Annotated in this window: 19 protein-coding genes; 6 read left to right on the top strand and 13 right to left on the bottom strand. The window is 49.9% G+C overall.

Going from position 1 to position 18,089, the window contains the following annotated elements:
- Positions 1 to 37: 37 nt before the first annotated feature.
- Positions 38 to 202 (bottom strand): hypothetical protein, encoded by a 165-nt coding sequence (locus A8707_RS29820; protein WP_156518686.1) that lies wholly within the window; start codon positions 200 to 202, stop codon positions 38 to 40.
- A complete protein-coding gene (locus tag A8707_RS30675) occupies positions 145 to 342 on the bottom strand; it encodes a transposase family protein (RefSeq protein ID WP_082906420.1) in 198 nt (65 codons plus the stop codon). The genes A8707_RS29820 and A8707_RS30675 overlap by 58 nt, the downstream gene beginning before the upstream one ends.
- Before the next feature lie 253 nt (positions 343 to 595).
- On the opposite strand from A8707_RS30675, the gene A8707_RS17920 reads away from it, so the two are divergent.
- The 4 genes from A8707_RS17920 to A8707_RS17935 all read left to right on the top strand — a co-directional run bounded on the left by A8707_RS17920 (position 596) and on the right by A8707_RS17935 (position 4,974).
- Complete coding sequence (locus A8707_RS17920; protein ID WP_068818574.1) at positions 596 to 1,225, top strand: TetR/AcrR family transcriptional regulator; 630 nt, start codon at positions 596 to 598, stop codon at positions 1,223 to 1,225.
- A gap of 21 nt (positions 1,226 to 1,246) precedes the next feature.
- Positions 1,247 to 2,848: a DHA2 family efflux MFS transporter permease subunit gene (locus A8707_RS17925; protein ID WP_068818575.1), complete on the top strand. Its 1,602-nt coding sequence runs from the start codon at positions 1,247 to 1,249 to the stop codon at positions 2,846 to 2,848.
- A 156-nt stretch (positions 2,849 to 3,004) separates the two neighbouring features.
- Positions 3,005 to 4,369 carry a glycoside hydrolase 100 family protein gene (locus tag A8707_RS17930; protein WP_068818576.1) on the top strand — a complete coding sequence of 455 codons (1,365 nt, stop codon included), beginning with the start codon at positions 3,005 to 3,007 and terminating at the stop codon, positions 4,367 to 4,369.
- A gap of 140 nt (positions 4,370 to 4,509) precedes the next feature.
- A complete protein-coding gene (locus A8707_RS17935; protein ID WP_068818610.1) occupies positions 4,510 to 4,974 on the top strand; it encodes a DUF4383 domain-containing protein in 465 nt (154 codons plus the stop codon).
- 11 nt (positions 4,975 to 4,985) lie between these two features.
- Here the strand turns inward: A8707_RS17935 and A8707_RS17940 are convergent, their stop codons facing one another.
- The 3 genes from A8707_RS17940 to A8707_RS17950 form a co-directional block, all read right to left on the bottom strand.
- A complete protein-coding gene (locus A8707_RS17940; protein ID WP_068818577.1) occupies positions 4,986 to 5,585 on the bottom strand; it encodes a hypothetical protein in 600 nt (199 codons plus the stop codon).
- 47 nt (positions 5,586 to 5,632) lie between these two features.
- On the bottom strand, positions 5,633 to 5,872 hold the full coding sequence (locus A8707_RS17945; protein WP_068818578.1) for a DUF4351 domain-containing protein: 240 nt from the start codon (positions 5,870 to 5,872) through the stop codon (positions 5,633 to 5,635).
- Positions 5,873 to 5,967: 95 nt separating this feature from the next.
- On the bottom strand, positions 5,968 to 6,198 hold the full coding sequence (locus A8707_RS17950) for a hypothetical protein (RefSeq protein WP_068818579.1): 231 nt from the start codon (positions 6,196 to 6,198) through the stop codon (positions 5,968 to 5,970).
- A gap of 104 nt (positions 6,199 to 6,302) precedes the next feature.
- On the opposite strand from A8707_RS17950, the gene A8707_RS17955 reads away from it, so the two are divergent.
- Both A8707_RS17955 and A8707_RS17960 read left to right on the top strand, forming a co-directional pair.
- Complete coding sequence (locus tag A8707_RS17955; protein WP_068818580.1) at positions 6,303 to 7,655, top strand: cytochrome P450; 1,353 nt, start codon at positions 6,303 to 6,305, stop codon at positions 7,653 to 7,655.
- 53 nt (positions 7,656 to 7,708) lie between these two features.
- Positions 7,709 to 8,707: a hypothetical protein gene (locus A8707_RS17960; RefSeq protein WP_068818611.1), complete on the top strand. Its 999-nt coding sequence runs from the start codon at positions 7,709 to 7,711 to the stop codon at positions 8,705 to 8,707.
- 45 nt (positions 8,708 to 8,752) lie between these two features.
- Here the strand turns inward: A8707_RS17960 and A8707_RS17965 are convergent, their stop codons facing one another.
- The 8 genes from A8707_RS17965 to A8707_RS18005 all read right to left on the bottom strand — a co-directional run bounded on the left by A8707_RS17965 (position 8,753) and on the right by A8707_RS18005 (position 17,871).
- Positions 8,753 to 9,517 carry an amidohydrolase family protein gene (locus tag A8707_RS17965; RefSeq protein WP_068818581.1) on the bottom strand — a complete coding sequence of 255 codons (765 nt, stop codon included), beginning with the start codon at positions 9,515 to 9,517 and terminating at the stop codon, positions 8,753 to 8,755.
- A 171-nt stretch (positions 9,518 to 9,688) separates the two neighbouring features.
- Positions 9,689 to 10,873: a peptidoglycan-binding domain-containing protein gene (locus A8707_RS17970; protein ID WP_082906421.1), complete on the bottom strand. Its 1,185-nt coding sequence runs from the start codon at positions 10,871 to 10,873 to the stop codon at positions 9,689 to 9,691.
- A gap of 263 nt (positions 10,874 to 11,136) precedes the next feature.
- A complete protein-coding gene (locus tag A8707_RS17980) occupies positions 11,137 to 12,297 on the bottom strand; it encodes a hypothetical protein (RefSeq protein ID WP_068818584.1) in 1,161 nt (386 codons plus the stop codon).
- Between the two features lie 63 nt (positions 12,298 to 12,360).
- Positions 12,361 to 13,770, bottom strand: coding sequence for a hypothetical protein (locus tag A8707_RS17985; RefSeq protein ID WP_068818585.1), 1,410 nt, complete (start codon positions 13,768 to 13,770; stop codon positions 12,361 to 12,363).
- A 118-nt stretch (positions 13,771 to 13,888) separates the two neighbouring features.
- Positions 13,889 to 15,286: a hypothetical protein gene (locus A8707_RS17990; RefSeq protein ID WP_156518688.1), complete on the bottom strand. Its 1,398-nt coding sequence runs from the start codon at positions 15,284 to 15,286 to the stop codon at positions 13,889 to 13,891.
- A gap of 55 nt (positions 15,287 to 15,341) precedes the next feature.
- The gene (locus A8707_RS17995) at positions 15,342 to 16,433 is read right to left on the bottom strand and encodes a hypothetical protein (RefSeq protein WP_068818587.1); all 1,092 of its coding nucleotides are present in this window, start codon (positions 16,431 to 16,433) and stop codon (positions 15,342 to 15,344) included.
- Positions 16,434 to 16,526: 93 nt separating this feature from the next.
- Entirely contained in the window at positions 16,527 to 16,835 is a 309-nt protein-coding gene (locus A8707_RS18000; protein WP_156518690.1) for a hypothetical protein, read from the bottom strand.
- Between the two features lie 295 nt (positions 16,836 to 17,130).
- On the bottom strand, positions 17,131 to 17,871 hold the full coding sequence (locus A8707_RS18005) for a response regulator transcription factor (protein WP_068818589.1): 741 nt from the start codon (positions 17,869 to 17,871) through the stop codon (positions 17,131 to 17,133).
- Positions 17,872 to 18,089: the final 218 nt, after the last annotated feature.

Below are 18,089 nucleotides of genomic sequence, written 5' to 3' on the forward strand. Positions count from 1 at the left end.
GATTTGAGTGCCAGAAGATAGTCCTGTTCGATGGCATTCACCTCGTTTCGGGCAAGGTTGCCAGTGCCCACTGATTAAACGTCTCAATCCATCCCTGAGGCTCGACTTGCAGAAAACTGTGCCGAAAGGTCGAATAGGACGGCATCACTTGCCTATTGGGTAAGTCCAGCAGATGACCAAACTCGATTGATGCTGGCAGCAAAAGTCTGCCAAGGGGCGATACCCGCGGTAGCCGCACAGAAACCCCAGGAGGCTGAGAAATAGAATCATCCACCAGGGATGTCGGCGACCTTTGATCTTTCGAGGGTCGGGAATTTGCTTTAATTGCTCCATGAGGGTCATGGACTGAATCGATGAATCACTACTCAGTCCATCCTCATTTTCCTACGACTGAGCAGTATCTATTCAGTTCATTCTCATTTCCTTGCTCTTATATGAAACCACCCTGCTTCTCTTTGGGGAGAAGGGTTGGCGAGGGCAATCCACATCTATCTTGAGTCACCGTCACTTCTCGTAACCGACATCCTCCTAAAGAAAAGTTGACATCACTAGCTCTGCCCTTCAAAATGTAAGTATGCGCTTGCATTATATAAAAATGACTCATTCTAATCGAGGGGCAAAGACACGAGAACGATTACTCAAAGCCGCGATCGAGGTGTTTTCGATTGCCGGAGTCGTTGGTGCAACCACCCGCGAGATTGCTCGCGTTGCTGAAGTCAACGAAGTCACCTTATTTCGTCACTTTCAAAGCAAAGAGCAGCTTTTGGCAGCCGTTGCTCAACACATTGCAGCGTTAAAAGCAGAGGCGCTCGATCGCCAAGATGAATGGACGCAAGACCTCCAGTGTGATCTGCTGCATTATGCACAGATTCACAACGCGATGCTAGAAGAAAACGAAGCCTTGATTCGGATGTTTATCGGCGAAGCAAAACGCCATCCAGACGCAGCGCTTCAGGTTTTACAGCAAGCGTTTTTACCCCTGCGAGACAAGCTAATTAACTATCTCCGTCACGGTGTTGACCAAGGAAATGTCCGTCCTGATGTGGATTTATCCATCGCCGTTGATCAACTAACGGGGCTGCTGCTTGCAGGGATGTTGCGCCGTCACGTCATGCCTGTAGAACGAGGCTATTCCTCCGATCGCTATGTTAAAAGTTGCGTAGATTTGATGGTGCAAAGCCTCAGCCCAATCTCGCAGTCTTCTATCTATCCTCCTAACTCTTAATTAATTCTGATTTAACTACAAATGGCGACTACTCACGATCGTTCTAATCCACAGTCTGATAACCCTCAATCAGGCTACGTGCAAGGCTCTTTGAAATGGGCAATTGCATTTACGGCATCGCTGGGGGCAATTCTTGAAGTCATTGACACGAGCATTGTAAATGTCGCGCTCACCGATATTCAAGCGACGCTAGGAGCAACCATTAGTGAAGTTGGTTGGGTCGTGACGGGCTACGCGATCGCCAACGTGGTTCTGATTCCTCTCTCGGCTTGGTTGGGAGATGTTTTTGGCAAAAAGACTTACTTTGTGTTTTCAATGGCTGGCTTTACGCTGGCTTCGGTGCTGTGTGGGTTTGCGACTAATCTGCCGATGTTGGTGATTGCCCGCATTCTTCAGGGTTTGTTTGGCGGCGGGCTGCTTGCCAAAGCTCAGGCAATTTTGTTTGAGACGTTTCCCCCGTCTGAGCAAGGACTGGCGCAAGCCGTGTTTGGAGTTGGCGTGATTGCAGGTCCGGCGATCGGTCCCACTCTGGGCGGCTATCTCACCGATACCTTAGGCTGGCGTTGGATCTTTTTTATCAACCTGCCGATCGGCATCGCGGCAGTGGTCATGGCGCTATTATTCTTGCCGTCCGATGCCGTCAAACGCAAAACAAAGCGTCAAAAAGTAGACTGGACTGGCATCGCATTATTGATCGTAGCTGTGGGCAGCTTGCAGACCTTTCTTGAAGAAGGGGAGAAAAACGACTGGTTTAACTCCGGCTTCATTACTATCCTGGCTGTCTCTGCCGTGATCGGACTCGCACTATTCATATGGCGCGAACTCAGCATTGAAAATCCGGCAGTAGATCTGCGCGTGTTGCGGCACCGATCGCTAGCAGCAGGCAGTGTCTATTCTGGCATTTTGGGCATGGGACTCTATGGCGCACTGTTTGCCGTGCCCTTGTTTGCGCAAGGAGTGCTGAAATTTACTGCGACGCAAACGGGCTGGCTGTTGGCTCCGGGTGCATTGGCATCGGCGATCGTCATGATTCTCCTCGGCAAGATTTCCTCAAAAGTCGATGCGCGAATTTTGATCGCGATGGGCGCAGTCGGAACCACCCTAGTTATGTTTCAACTGGCGACTATCACCCCTCAAACGGGCACCAATGATCTGTTTCTGCCGCTCCTCTGGCGGGGAGCCGCAACGGTCTTGATGTTCTTACCGCTGAGTCTAGCAACGCTCGGTTCATTGCCCAAACAAGACATTTCTGCCGGGTCGGGGTTCTATAATCTGACTCGTCAACTGGGGGGCAGCATCGGCATTGCCATTTTAACGACGCTATTGGCTCAACGAGAAGCCTTCCACAGAGACATTTTGTTGTCCAATCTCACCTCTTACGATCCGCAGACCAATGAACGCCTCAATGCGTTGACCGGGGCATTTCAAAGTCGTGGCGTTGATGCAGCAACGGCTCACCAGCAAGCACTCACCTCGCTGTCTCAATTAGTAAGTCAGCAAGCCGCAGTTTTGTCTTACGCAGATATCTTTCGATTCGTCGGCATTGTCTTCCTCTGTTCGCTGCCGTTACTCTTGTTTTTAGACAAGGGCGGCGCAAAAGCCAAGGCTCCGATCGCTCACTAATGATTCGAGATTAACGCGGCAGCCATTCCTATTGCTTCATACTTTGAAGCTGACGCTGGTTATCGTGAAGTTGTTCAAAAGTGGGTAGTGGTTTATAAACGATTGCCTTAACATAGAACCTTGTGAACTGCAACTAGCAATAGAGAGGGTTAGAGATTGGGTAGTCAAGCGATCGAAGACGAAGCGTGGAGCGCTCTTGAGAAATCTATTATTTATTATCGAGGAGAACCGATCGGCACGATCGCTGCCCTCGATCCAGAGATTGCAGCACTTAACTACGATCAGTGCTTTATTCGAGATTTTGTTTCTTCAGCCTTGCTTTTTTTAATCAAAGGCAGGTCTGAGATTGTTCGCAACTTTTTAGAAGTGACTCTGGTTTTACAGCCCAAAACAGGTCAGCTAGACTGCTCAAAACCGAGTCGTGGTTTAATGCCAGCCAGCTTTAAGATTCAGTCTTTTAATGGGCATGAATATTTAAAGGCTGACTTTGGCGACCACGCGATCGGGCGAGTAGCTCCGGCTGATGCGTGTTTGTGGTGGGTGATTTTGTTGCGCGCTTATGCGATCTCCACTCAAGACACCGATTTGTTTGAGCGCAGTGATTTTCAAGAAGGCATCCGCTTAGTGTTAGAGCTTTGTCTTGTCACTCGCTTTGATATGTATCCAATGGTGCTGGTGCCCGATGCGGCAAGTATGATCGATCGGCGGATGGGGCTTTATGGGCACCCACTTGATATTCAATCGCTGTTTTATGCAGCGCTCAAAGCGAGTCTTGAGCTGTTGGTTCCCAATGAGGCAAATCAATTTATGATTCGAGCGGTGCAAAATCGCCTTGAGCCGCTAACTAAACAGATTCGAGAAAATTATTGGCTAGACCCCGATCGCTTAAATGTGATTTATCGCTTTCAGGTTGAAGAATATGGAGAAGAAGCCCTTAATCAGTTCAATATTTATTCAGACTCGATTCCGTTTTATCGATTAGCCAAGTGGTTGCCCGAAGCAGGAGGCTATCTCGCAGGTAATTTAGGTCCGTCACAGCTCGATTGTCGCTTCTTTTCGTTGGGGAACTTGATGGCGGTGATCTCTTCTTTGACTGACGAACAGCAGTCTCACAAAATTCTCAACTTGATCGAGTTGCGCTGGCACGACTTGGTAGGGCATATGCCGATGAAGTTGTGCTATCCCGCATTAGAAGACAGCGATTGGAGAACCGTGACAGGCGCAGACCCTAAAAATCGTCCGTGGTCTTATCACAACGGCGGAAGCTGGCCCGTCTTGCTGTGGATGTTAGCCGCCGCCGCTAAAAAAATGGATCGGGGAGAACTGGCACACCACGCGATCGCCGTTGCCGAACGCCGTCTAATGCAGGATCATTGGCCCGAATATTATGATGGTCCTGATGGTCGCTTGATCGGCAAAGAGGCGCGCAAATATCAAACCTGGACGATTACAGGTTATTTACTAGCAAAAGAATTGATTGCGAATCCTGCTCATCTTAAACTAATGATCTTCGATAGTTAGAACATTGACAACGCATTTGACATCACTGTAGATAAAAAATATTCCGCTGTAGTGAGGGAAGTGATGATAGCTAATGCCTAACCTGAACAATGAGACCAGAAGCTAATCAATGGCTTAAATTTTATGCAGGAAGCAACACAATGAAAACAGGACAGTATTTCGCTCTAATCACAGGTATTTTCTTTCTCTCGTTTGGAATTTTGGGATTTATTCCAGGATTGCAGCACCCGATTAACGTCATCGAAAACCACGGGGGCGTTGAGGTGCAGCTAGGCTATCTCTTCGGACTGTTTCCGATCAACGCCGCTGAGAATGGAGTCTATATTATTGTTGGAATTCTCGGACTTGTAGCCGCGATCGGGCTAGGCGGATCACGAATCTATGGTCGCGGACTTGCCCTCTTTTTTGGTCTGATCGCTGCCTTTGGATTGCTGCCAGGGTTTGACACCACGTTTGGGTTAATTCCTGTGTTTGGCAATGATGTTTGGCTACACGCGATCGTCGCGGCGATCTCATTCTATTTTGGGTTTATCGATTCACCAGGGCTGCTAGAAATCGCCAGCAAGCCGCCAGCGGGTGCATTACCCGTCGATGTTCGTTCGTAAGGAATTAAGGGTCAGGGGTTAAGCCTGACCCAAATTGCCAATCCGCCGCCTCGACCTCTAGCAGCGATTAAGTCGTCAGTGATCAAGAAGAACGCAAAGAAGGGGAGTTTGGCGATCGACTGCTCTGTGAATGGTGCTGATTTTGTTTTTCCTGATCGAAACCCTCCTGAGTAGAGGGCACGATCGAACACGCTAATCTGCATGTGCGTAAAGTCAAACGCCAGCAGATTTTTTTTGCCTAAATATCTCGCAGGACCTGTCAGCTTAAGGTTCAATCCACTCACCTGAATCTGATTGGTGATCTCTAGCGGATTAGATGCTAAATCACTGACACGAAAGCCGATCGATGCGGGAGTCAATCGAGGCAGATAAAAGCCTTTGCCTAATGCAATTCCGCCTCTTTGTTTAAGTTTGCGAGTTCCCGTTGAAAAGCAGAGCCGCCACTCTCCCAGCAGGCTCTCTAATGGGTAAGATAATCGCTGCTGTTTGGCGACTTTCTCAGCTTTCAGCAAAGCATCCACCACTGCCTGAGGCTGAGGACGATCGCCGATCGCAACTTGTTTCAACACATCCTGATAGTCGGGCACGATCGTCGTTAATTCAACCGTCATTCAGGCATCTCCTCATTTTGGTTCCACCGCATAATTGGAGCGATCGCTTATTTCTGCTCGGCTAACCACGCTTCTAAATCAGCCAAATTAGAGAAATCCAGCAAGGCTTCGCCCAGCGATTCTAGTTGAATCAGAGGTAGAGCATCGATCTGAGATCGGGCTGCCTCTGGCACTTCTCCCACTCGTCGAGCTAGCAGTCGAAGAATCAGCGATCGTTGTCCCTGTTCTATGCCTTTGGTTTCAGCCCGCTGTTGCGTTGCCTGCTCCCACTCTAAAAAGGCTTCCATAGTGCCATGAGTGCCTCCTGTCCGCTAAAGTCTTCAATTCCACCCACATCTATTCTAACTTTCCAACTCGTCAGCAATCGTAGAATTCCATTCCGTCAAGGATGGTTAGTGGGCAACGCTAACACTTCTCGAATGGTTCTTTCTTGCGTCTGATCTCGCCCCAAAATTCTCAGCCATAACGTTTCCTCGGTTTCAGGAAGTTGGTCGATCTCGACGATCACCGTCTTGAAAATGTCTGCCGTGAAATAGACTCCTGGCATCCAATCAGATTTGAGAACATCGCCTGCATTGTCTATCAGAGGCTTGGAAAAGGAGTTTTGAGCCATTGTAGAAATTTGAGACGTGCGATCGGACTATAGTCATGCGCCTTGCGGTGTCGCCAAGAATCGTTGATGATCGAGAGACAGACACACGCGGGATTTAGGCACTTATGCAATTACCCAACGGACCCAAAACTCCTCCCTGGCTGCAAACCCTACAGTGGATTTTTCGCCCCCTTGAAAGTCTAGATGCTCGCGCTCGTGATTATGGCGACACCTATCGAGCATTAGGGCGACAGATGCCACCGTTGCTCTATTTCAGCAGCCCTGACGCGCTAGAAGCGATTTTCACCGCCAAGCTTGATCAGGTTAGCTCGGCAGAAGGCAATCAGATTTTAGAGCCACTGCTCGGCGAGAATGCGCTGATTTTGCTAGATGGCAAGCGCCACCAGCGTCAGAGACAGCTTTTGATGCCTCCGTTTCATGGCGATCGGATGCGATCGTATGGGTCGTTGATTCAAGATATCACGCAGCAAGTCAGCCGTCAGTGGGTTCCCGGTCAGCCATTTGTTGTGCGTTCTGCAATGCAGGAGATCTCGCTGCGGGTGATTCTCAGCACCGTGTTTGGTTTACACGAAGGGAAACGCTATGAGCAACTGCGGCAAGTATTAGTCGAAATGCTAGAAGCATTCGGGTCGGCAACGGGTTTTATGTTGCTCTATTATCGAATTTTGCAAAAAGATTGGGGCGCTTGGAGTCCGTGGGGACGGTTTTTGCGTCAAAAGCAGCAAATCAAGCAGTTGCTAACCGAAGAGATTGACGATCGCCGCGCTCACCCCGACCCCGATCGTACGGATATTTTGGCGTTGCTCCTCGCGGCACGAGACGAAACCGGAGAGCCGATGAGCGATGCCGAACTGCGAGATGAGCTGATGACCCTGCTGTTTGCGGGTCATGAAACCACCGCGTCTGCCCTGGCTTGGGCACTTTATTGGATCGCTCAACTGCCAGACGTTCGCAGCAAACTGAGGGCAGAACTCGATCGTCTCAGCCCTGATGCTGACCCCATGACGATCGCGCGTCTCCCTTATTTGAGCGCTATTTGTCAGGAGACCCTGAGACTCTACCCGATCGCCATCAACGCCTTTCCGCGCATCGTCAAGCAACCGATGACTTTAATGGGCTACTCACTCGAACCGGGAACGATTTTGCTGCCGTCAATTTATCTGGCTCATCAGCGTCCTGATGTTTACCCAAACCCCAAGCAGTTTAGACCCGAGCGATTTTTAGAGCAGCAGTTTTCACCCTATGAATATCTGCCGTTTGGCGGCGGCGATCGACGCTGTATCGGGTCAGCCTTTGCGCTGTTTGAGATGAAGTTGGTTTTGGTCACGCTGTCACAGTTCGATTTAGCGTTAGTCAGTCGCAAGCCAATTAAACCTGTGCGTCGAGGGTTGACGATCGCGCCTCCGAGTCACCTAAAAATGGTTGTCAAGCGCTCAATTAGAGAGCAGCAAAATTAACGAGCTCTGACTCCTGAGAAAAGGCTATGATCACACAAGCATTATTTGCATCTATGAATCGAGACTCTTCACAATCGTCTTTTCGTTATTTATACGACTCGTCAAATCTACCCCAGAGCATCGACGAGAGCATTGCTCAAATTAAAGCGTTTGCGTTGCAAGAGTTCGATCGAGAAGTCGTTGAGAAGCAGCTTTATTATCACAATCGGGAGCATCTAGAGAACGTTCGGCGGCGGTCAACCCTGATTTTGCAAGCGATCGTTCCGACCTGGGAGGTATGGCTACAGCAGCAGGAACCCTCGATTGACCTGTCTCGAATCGAGTTACTGCTTGATTTATCGATCGCTGCTCACGACATGGTTCAAGTGTTCATTAGCCAATCTGATCTCCATGCAACGCGACGACGAGAACCCGGTGTCAGCGAACGGGCAAGCTTTGAGCGATTAGTGGAATACATCAACGCATTAAACCAGCAGTTGCAAAGACACGATCCTGACAGCCCAGCCCGATTAACCGATCGCGATATCGCGATTATTCGGGCAGCGATCGGGGCAACGATCTGCACCTACGCTCCAACCGAGCAGGCGATCTACCAGGCTGATTTATATGATGTGCAGAATCCTCCCTCGATCGTGGCGCGCATTCTTGCCCTAGCAGACATCGGCGCACTGGGAATCGACGGCACCGAAGTCTATAGTCAGGAAGGAAGCCTTCTGTTTTTAGAAGAAAATTTAGACGTGATTCCGCTGCTTTTGGACGAAACTATTGATCGGTTAGAATCGGATAATTTGGCACTCTATCAAAATATTCAGCAGCGTTTATTAAAGCGTTGTCGGTTTCAGGTGAACTTTGCTAAAAGTCGGGCTGCACGGCTTAAGTCTGAGTTAGTGGGGTTTCCAGAAAGTACGATCGACACGCTGACTCATGACGTATTTCGATATTTGAATCCGGCTACCATACAAGCGATCGAAGCCACCACACCCACGGCTGAAACCGCTTCGCTAAAGTCACTGCTTGAGTTTTTTGAGCTTGAACGATATCTCGATCGTTAAGGTCGGTTCAGAATTGAAGACGAGATGCGTCAAAGTCTACACTGCTCAGTGCACCAAAGATGATCTGCTTTTAGAGGCTGTCTTGACTCCTTGAATCAGCCGCAGCAAATTTTTGCCTAAGATCAAAGCTTCCTGCTGGGGTGGTAAACCCAACAACCGAACTTTGTGTAGCTCAACTCCTGGATGCAGCCAAGGACCATCCGTGCCAAACAAAACTTTGTGGGCACCCCCGCGCTTTACTGCCTGCACGAGGTAATCAAACCGACGCACCCCAGAGGTGTCAGCATAGACATTGGGGTAGCGATCGATTTGGTCGATAACTCGCAAATGAGCACGCCAGTCATCGGCAAAGCTGCCCAAGTGGGGAATGATGAAGTTGACATCGGGATATTGGGATGCCAACAGTTCAATTAAGTCGGTTTGACCTACTGGATCGTAGAGTAGCGGTATACCAAACGTCCGGGCAGCATCACATATTTCACGGGTTGCGGGTGCATCTATGCGATGCACTTTGATGCCGCAAAACTTCCAGCGGGTGACAGCCTCTCCGATGATTTGCTCAATGCGCCCTTTGTCTCGCTGGGCATGGACAAAGGCAAACCCAATCAAGCGATCGGGTTCACGGGCAACAATCTTCGCCGTGTTGGCATTCGCCTGCTGGTAGTTGCTGTGAAAGGGCGAAAAGATGACAGTCTTGTTAATTCCCGCCGCTTTTGCTCGTCGGAGATAGGTGCCCATAGGTGCATCAGTATCCCAGGGACCTGTGAGCAAGTCACCTTTCCCAGCGTGGCAATGGCAGTCGATGATCATGCTTTGTATCCTCTACGATGGAAGCATTCGGTTGGTGGCGAATGATGGCTGAACCTCACGAAAGACCCCATACTCGATCCCTTAGTGGACAGAGATCGAACTGTTGTTCAGCTTTCAGTAGATTTCTGCGTGAATACCACAATAAAGACTTTAAACTGAAGACTCTCGCCATTATCTGATCTGTGCAAAAGGTCTAGTCTTCAAAGTCCTTGTGGTTGTGACAGAAGCCCTGCTACTTATCAGGCTACAGTCAAAAACTACCTTTCCAGAGACAGGAGTGCTAGCTCCACCCAGTAAATTCACAACTGTATTTCCGGGAGGAGGAGGCAACCTAAATAGGGGTTTTGTAGTTCCGTTAAGACTTGCATACATCTCAAATGCTGGAAAACTATCAACTTTTCCGTTAAACCCTACTTCGATAGTGCCACGGCTGGGTGAACAAAGTATCTCGATATTTCCCTCGTAGTCAATATCTGCCGCCAAATTGACACAAGGATCACTCGCTGCTGCTTTGAGCGATAATTTGATTAGGAAGTCTCCAGATGGAAATGGAGGAGACGACGCAAAATTCTGAAACTTACATCTCTTCATATCTGCTAAAGCGTTACAGGTTACGGCTCCTGTACTTTTGTTGATTTCCGTTGTCCCTGATGTTTGGTGGTTGGCACGAAGAAGCTTAGGCGATACTAACTGAATTTCGGCGATCGATCTCATCCGCACACTCGCTGTAGGTCTATTGTCGAAGGTGCGCTGATCGGTCAGATAACCTAGCCGGAAGCAGTTGGGGTTGGTGGGGGTAGCCACTAAGGGACACGGGACTGCTGTTTTTCCTGCATGGGGTCCAGCCGGAACTGTAAATGTGTATCCCAAAACATCTCGTGGAATGAACGCGTTGATCCAGATCAGAAGGTTGCCGCAAGAACTTGCGGGTGGTGGAGTTGGCGGAGTTGAAGGAGCGGAGATGAATAGTTGATCGAGCCGACTCATCGTATTTCTGCCAACAATACCATCCACCTTCAAACCATACTTCTGCTGAAATTTGCGAACAGTGGCAGCCGTTTCAGCACTATAGATGCCATCGGGACTACTACGCCGTCGGGTCGAAACTGGCATCGGAAAGCCTAAATCAATGAAGGCTTGCTGAAGTTTTTGTACCGCAAGCCCTTGCTCTCCTTGCCGCATGGGTGGACGATCGTTGGCGGCGGCTTGAAGGCGTGAATCATTCCGAAATCGCGGCGATCGCAGCACAACAGTCAATGCCTCTAGGTCAGGCATTGACTCAAAGCTTCTGTCGGCGCTAGATGCAGCATCTGAGGCGAAAGGAATTTCAAATAACCACTGGGTTTGCCTGTTCATTACTGGTTCCTCAGGTTAAAGGACTGACTGCTTTGTGTTTGAACCTCAATCAAGAGGCTCTGAACTCGACGAATGGAGTTCTGAACTCGACGAATGGAGTTCTGAGCCTGAACGACGAAGCTTTGAGCTTGAAACTTGGAGTTCAGACCCTAGACGATGGAGTGTGGAAGTCCATTCATGAGCTTCAGAACTCGGATGAGGTAGCTCTGAACTCAAACATTGGGCTTCTGAGCTTGAAGCGTGACATTCAGAACTCGATCGCCCTATCCCACGACTCTTTGTGACGGCATTATCCCGTTCGATCGCCCAAACACTGGATCGCGTCCCGCACCACTGGGAGGAGGACCCTGCATATAAACCTGGCGCGGCGGTGGGGTGGGACGATTCATCTGCATCCCTTCGGTGCTAGAGAGCCACTCTTCCGAGTATTCGGCAATGCGATAGAGCAAGGTTTCAAAGTCGGTGCGGTTCTTTTGCAAGACGAAGGGTTCTGCCAGCCAGCGGATGATCTCGCGTCCGCTAACTGCCATACGATTCAGGGTGCTGGCGTGAACGGGTTCGTGGAAGTATTGCCACAGCACCAGTTCAATCATTTCCCAGGCGTTGTCTGCCCCAAACTGAGCCTTTAAGTCTTGAGATTCCAGCACTTTGAAGGCTTCTGCTAGTGCTTGACTGGTTTCTACTCGCAGCACGTTGATGTAGCCGTAGGAGGCATTTTTCATGTTGTTGCGGAGGTCAAGTCCGGCACGACGGACGATCGCCATCGACCCAAACGTTGGATCGTTTGCCCGTTCTCGAATCACATCGCTGATTCGCTTATCTCGCCAATATTTGGCAACTTCGCCAATAAAGTGGCTAAACAACCCGTGAAACTGGGGATTGGGACGGGCACCTGCACCCGGATTGACCGTAGTGTAGCCGAAGACGCGGCGATATGCCTGCATTCTGTCGCGCTGGTGATAGCGCAGAATGTTGTGCTTATCAAAGCGGTAGAGTCCATAGGCTCCTTCGCCACTAGAGATCCGTAGGGTGCCAGCGCGGAACAGCTCTTGCAGCTTGTTGATGACGCGAAAGACACCGAGGCGCTCGTGGATGTAGAGGTAGTAGAGGTCGGCAGTCGCCAGAATACGATCGCTGGTGACCGTATCGTCATAATCCACTACGCCGCTCGATACCTGAGTATCGCCCAACTCTTTTGGCGAATCCTTACCCAACCCAATCAGGTCTGAGAGTCCGCCATCAGCGGGCATTCCCTTGCCGTTTTGGGATGCGTCGAACTTGCGGAGCTGGTCATCCACCATGCGGTTGAGCACCTCTGCCATTTGCGGATTGGCAGCCAGTTCGGGTCCCAGTTGCTCGATGGTGTTTTGCAGGAGGGAGGCAACGCGATCGTTACGCTGGTCATAGTCACGAGTCTTAGGCATGGGTTACTTCCTACTGTTTGAAGTTCGGGTTTGTAATGTTTCGACGCAAAGAGCAGATGGTGTTTAGATAAATCGGCTAGAGTCTGGAACACTCAGATCTGCTAAAGCATTGAGTTGAAAGACCAGTTCGCTGAGGCTTTGCTCGACGCGATCGAACGCCAAAATTCTGCTGAGATAACGCCCCTTAACCTGGTTTGCTGGATTCTTGAGATAGTCGAGCACGATCGCAATCACCCAGAACAGGGTATCTGCTTGATCGGTGACAAAATCTAAGCCAAACCGCCCGGATGCTGCCAGAATTGACGGAGCTTCAAGGCTGGTAAACCGCTCAACCCATTCACTAAAATCATTGACGGTGATGTCTGGAAGAGTAACTGCAATTTGTGTGGGATTGATTTGAAATTCACTCAGCACTGAATCTGGAATACGGAGGCGAGGGGAGTTAGTTCCCAAAGTTGAGAATAGAGCGGCATCAGAACGCCGTTCACTTTCGGTAAAGCCAACAGAGTCCATTGCTGCCATTAGGCTTGCATTGCTGTCAGAAATGACCGGAAGCATCACGCCCACGCGAGACAGGCGTTCGCTGTAGCCTGTTGAAATTATTTCTGCCTCACTGACGAGAGTGAAACTCAGCCAAATGTCTTTTAAGGTCTTGACATAGTTTTTGACTAATTCATAAGCCGCAACTTGAGCTTCGTCTTCAATTGTGACCAGGTTATTAAACGATCTTCGCTCATTCTGGTCGCCAAGCTGAGCAGCATCGCCAAGCTGGTTCAAGCTCCGCTCTAACGTGCTGAAGTAGATGTTGACGCGAGCCGATCGCGGTTCATCCAGTCGCCCAAATTCTTCGACTAAACTGTTGAGTTGCGCCTGTACTAAGGAGCGCAGTGCTTCAACAGCATCGACATCAGCCACGGGATCGAAGGACTCAAACCCTTCTAAAACTCGCAGGGCATCGGCGACTAAAATGCTGGCTTGGCGGTAAAGATTTGCTTGCTCGACAGAAAGCTGCCCGGTGAGTGTGCCGTTCGTCGATGAGGGACTATCAGAGCTGCCGTTTGAAACAATGCTGCGACTCGGAGTGATAGCAATCTTGCCGCTTGTCACCACTGGAAAGGCTGAATTTAATGCCTTGACGAAGCTATCAGACCCGCGTCCGGGCGATCGCCCCAACACTTGAGTTAAAGCTCGCTCTACTTGTCGGGTCAAAGTGCTCTGAACGCTGGTTGCACTCGTATTACTTGAACCATTTTCGTAGGCAGTTGGCTCGTTGCTGGCTGTACGGCTCAAGGTTTGAGCAATTTTGTCGAGTTGACGAGCAGTGATGGTATTCGGATCGTTACCATCCCCGATCGGTGATTCGTTGAACAATACATCAATCAACGCTTTACGCAAAGCTCGGAGCGTTGTGGGTTGAGTACTCCACCGGATATCAGATTCTTTGGGGAGCGTTGTGGGAAGCGGAAAAGCCATAGTTGCTAACCTCTAATTGACCGATCGGTTGATAGGGTTGAAAAATGAGTGTTGGTAGCAAGTCCAGCAAATGGGTCAGCTACTTGTAGTCAGTACCTTTAACAAACCTGCCTGTCCGTTACCGTCGTCCGAGCGTTCGATAAAAATTGTCGGTAATGGTTTGGGGTTTGGCGAGGCGAGAATCGAGAGCATGGCGGGCAGCGCTGATCATTAGCCGAACTGGGATAGTACCCGGATCTTCACCTTTGGCGAGGCGTTGTCCGGCTTGCTGAATTAAATCCAACTGGGTAGGACCAAAATCCACGACTTGCGCCATTGATTTATTGCCAAACTGGGGATGAGGCTGGAAGACCATCGTATCTACTGCTAGTTCAGCCGATCGATAGAAGGTTTTCATAAACTGGGGAGGAATGTCGGTTGCGCTGATGTTGGGGTAGAGGCGTTGCCAAACCCGCGTTAGATTAGATGCCATCTGGTCAAAACCAAGCCGTTTTAGCAGGATCAGGTTGATCAGCGTTCGCAGATAGGGTGTCGGATGGGCAGACAGAGGACTGAACAGCACCGTACTGGCAGGCGATCGCCCCACAACATCCATTAACGATTCGATCGCCGCCGGACCTCCCAGCACCAAGGCAAACATATCCGCCATCATTTCCTTGTGCCACTGTGCCCAAACTCGTGCCACTTCAGGAGGAATATGCCCGTCAGTGGTGAGCCGCTGATAGATCAGGGCGGGCATCACTTCCCACAAACCCAAGTCTGCCTGAAGATTGTGGGACACCTCGTGGAGCACACTTGACAGCGCCCACACGTTATCGAGCCGATGCTGAGGGATGACAATCAGCGGAAACAAGTTGGGGTTGTGCTGCAGTTTTTGCATCGGAACGCCCCGACGAATGGTATAGGGGCTGAAGCCGCTACTGGCATAGCTAAACGGTAACAGGCTCGGAGTGGGCTGTGCCGTGCCTAAACCCACATAGACCTTTTCATAGCAACCGATCGCGATGCGGTCGATCGCCCGCAATCGTTCGCCAAACGCCGACAATCGCTGCACAAACATATCAAAGTAGAAGTCCCAAATGCCCTCTAGGTAGAGCACTTGATCACCCACTTTTTGCTTACGCTCCAACAGCAGACGGAGACGATCGCTGTTGGGTTCTCGGCGGGCTGCCTGCGCGGCTGCATCCACCCAACGGGCTTTCTCAATCAACTGAGTCCGAAACTTATCAATCAGTCGATTTACCGCTTCAATATGCCCTTCACTAGGAGCCATCGGTGCCCTGCCAAACTCATCTTTGGCGAAAGGACGCAGCGACTTGGTATGACGACATAAGTTGATTGCTTGAATATTCAGCCAGTTGTCTAACAGTTGCTGTTCGTGACGGGTTACTGCCCCTTGCAGATTGCTAGATGCACGGGTGACAGTGGGTTGATTAGTGACAGGCTGGGATGCGGGACTGGCTGCCGCTTTTTGCCCGTTTTGATTGGCGATCGGTGACGCTAAACTTGTCATCATTCTGCTTCCTTTGCTTTCTCAGCCCCTACAGCTAACTCCACACTCCTTGCACCTCCTAACGTCTTGCTGCACACTTCGGGCAGGGTGCTGTAGCGGCGTTAGCTCCGGCGCGGCGAGGATAGGGTGGGGCAGTGCGCTGGCGCAGCACAGCATTGCGGACGACCGCTCTCTGAACCGTTTGGGGATTGCTGAGAACTTTGTTTGTTGCGGCTGCCAAAGCTTTTATAGCGGTGGCGCTGTTAATCGGCTGACCCGATCGAGCGACCGCTTTGAGGGTGGCAACCGCTTGGCGCTGAATCGTGGGCACGGTCCGCAACAGTTGTTTCCCGGCAGGTCCTTGCTGACGCAGCATTTTGGTCAACTGCCCGGTGGCTTGAGTGAGCGCAGGCATGACCGGACGCAGTGCCCGTTTGCCGCCCATAATCGTGATGGTAATGGGTAAAGTTGCTGCGATCGCCGCTTCCGCTTCCCCTTCCATCGTCGATTCTGCTGCCTGCGCCGCCAAAAATTCTGTTAATGCTGCTTCGTGGGCAACCTCACTGTTCGACACTTCGGCTTCCATTTCGTTGTTGCCAAAAAACTCCATTTCCATCTGCTCGGCTTCCATTTCGCCTTCCTTCAGCAGTTGACCCATTAGCTGTCCGGCGAGGGGACCGACTATGGGTCCAACGCCGGGAATGAAGGTCAAAAGTTTGCTGCCTAACATGGGTGCGAGTCGCTTTGCTAAAGGACCCAGCACTTTTGCTGCTGATTTGATGCCCCGTCCAATACTGCGAAACGCCTTTTTAAAGAAAAACTCTCCTTCCTGGGCTGACTCTGGATTGCTGTAATGATTCGTCTCCCACTCGTTTTCAAGCTCTGGGTTGCCGTAGTGATTCGTCTCCCACTCATTTTCAAGCTCTAGATTGCTGGAGTGACTAGGAGCTTCCCACTCGTTCTGTAATTCTGGATTGCTGTATTGGTTCGTCTCCCACTCGTTCTGTAATTCTGGGTTGCTGTAGTGATTAGAGCTTTCCCACTCATTTTCAAGCTCTGGATTGCTGTAGTGATTAGGGCTTTCCCACTCGTTTTCAAGCTCTGGGTTGCTATAGTGAGAGGCTTCATGGGAAGCAGGGGCTTCAAACAGTGCTTCGTATTGCAGTGCCATATTAAGTGATCTCCTGGGTTGTTGAACTAAGAGTGTTGCTGAAAAAACTTGTCACCTGTCTCAATGGGCAAGGGCGACCGAGCAAGTCGTCCGTTATGGAGACAGCGAATAAATGTGTCGAATCGATTCAATTAAAGACTGAGATGAAGTGACTTGCGTTTGATGACAGTGCAATGCTCGCCAGTAAGCGATCGCCTCATTGCCCGTGGTTGTCAGCAGCAAAATTTTTAGATTGGGATAGCTGCTGAGGAATCGAAAGCAGTCTTCTGGTGGAGAATAGACATCATCAACCCCTAAGACTAAAACATCTGTTTCGGCGATCGCGGCATCAATCTCTTCCCATTCTTTAATGTCGCCGAGCAGTTTGACATCAGGCTGCTGTTGAAGGGTTTGTTGTACCATTTCTGCAACCATCCCTGTAAGATTGGCGATTAGTACATGAATGACAGATGTTGTTCCATACCTGCTCCTATAAGAGTCCATACTGCACTCCTTTCGGTGACAAACGTTGACTTTTTGCAGTAGTCAATATTGGCTTAAGTTAAGCCTCCAAGCGTTGTTGGCTTTCATTCAAAATGCTGATTTGAATACTCGTTATTCTGTCATAAGCAAAAGCTGATAGGCTATGGATCGAAGGACGAAGTTTTATTTCCTGTAATGATCCATTAGTTTGATCGATCTTAGATCGATCCTGCAATCAAGAAGTCAGATTTAGCCAACCGTTGTTGAATGCCAGTTGAGCCGCGTCCCTGCGATATTTAACATTGAGCTTTCGCAAAATATTATGGACATGATGTTTCACAGTACGGACTTCGATAACTAACTCAGTTGCAATGTCGCGATCGCTCCGATCCTTTGCAACATAGTGCAACACTTCTAACTCACGGTGAGTCAGCGCAGGCTTTTCTTTCAATTGCTGTATCGCTTTTGATTGTGTGAGCCGATCGAACAGTTTAGCCGTGATTTCTGGTGAACAGTGAGCCACTCCGCGATACACCTGCTCAATCACCTGTATCACTTCTGCACTCGAAGCACTCTGCAACGTATAACCGTGAGTTCCTGCCTCAATGCAGTCTAAAATCAAATCAGGGTCGTTTTGCAACTCAATCACCACGATGTAAGGAGAGGGCTGACGCGATCGCCACTCCTGAATCTGCGCGATTACCGCGCTGTGCCCCATCCCACTATCCAGCAGAACCAGATGGTTTGAGGAAGTTGTGACAGTGGAAACAAGATCGACATCAACAGCACTGCTCTTGACTCCATCCATCGATCGATGTTGCAGCATCAGAGTAAGGGCTTCACGCAGCAAATGACTATTACTGACGATACTAATATAGCTATCAGGTTGACTGAATAAATTTTGGGAAAATCGATGATCTGTGGAAATGGGTGCGGAGTTTTCGGCATACAAAAGGGGCAAGCTGACATTTTCCATGACTTTTCCTTCAAGAATGTAGCGAGGTTCAGGGAATTAAGCAGTCTTTCTGTAGCAACAATCGTTCTCAGGCAAGGAACTGTTCATCACCTCAAGCGTCAAGAGTAGACTTCACACCCAGAACTAGTGTCATTCATGGCACCCAGCAATACTTTAGACGTGAACTGTGGACACAACTTGCTCGATCGCAAGCATTACGATCGCCTCCTAACCACACC

Source organism: Phormidesmis priestleyi BC1401 (genome assembly GCF_001650195.1).
In the GTDB taxonomy this organism is placed as follows: Bacteria; Cyanobacteriota; Cyanobacteriia; order Leptolyngbyales; family Leptolyngbyaceae; genus Phormidesmis_A; species Phormidesmis_A priestleyi_B.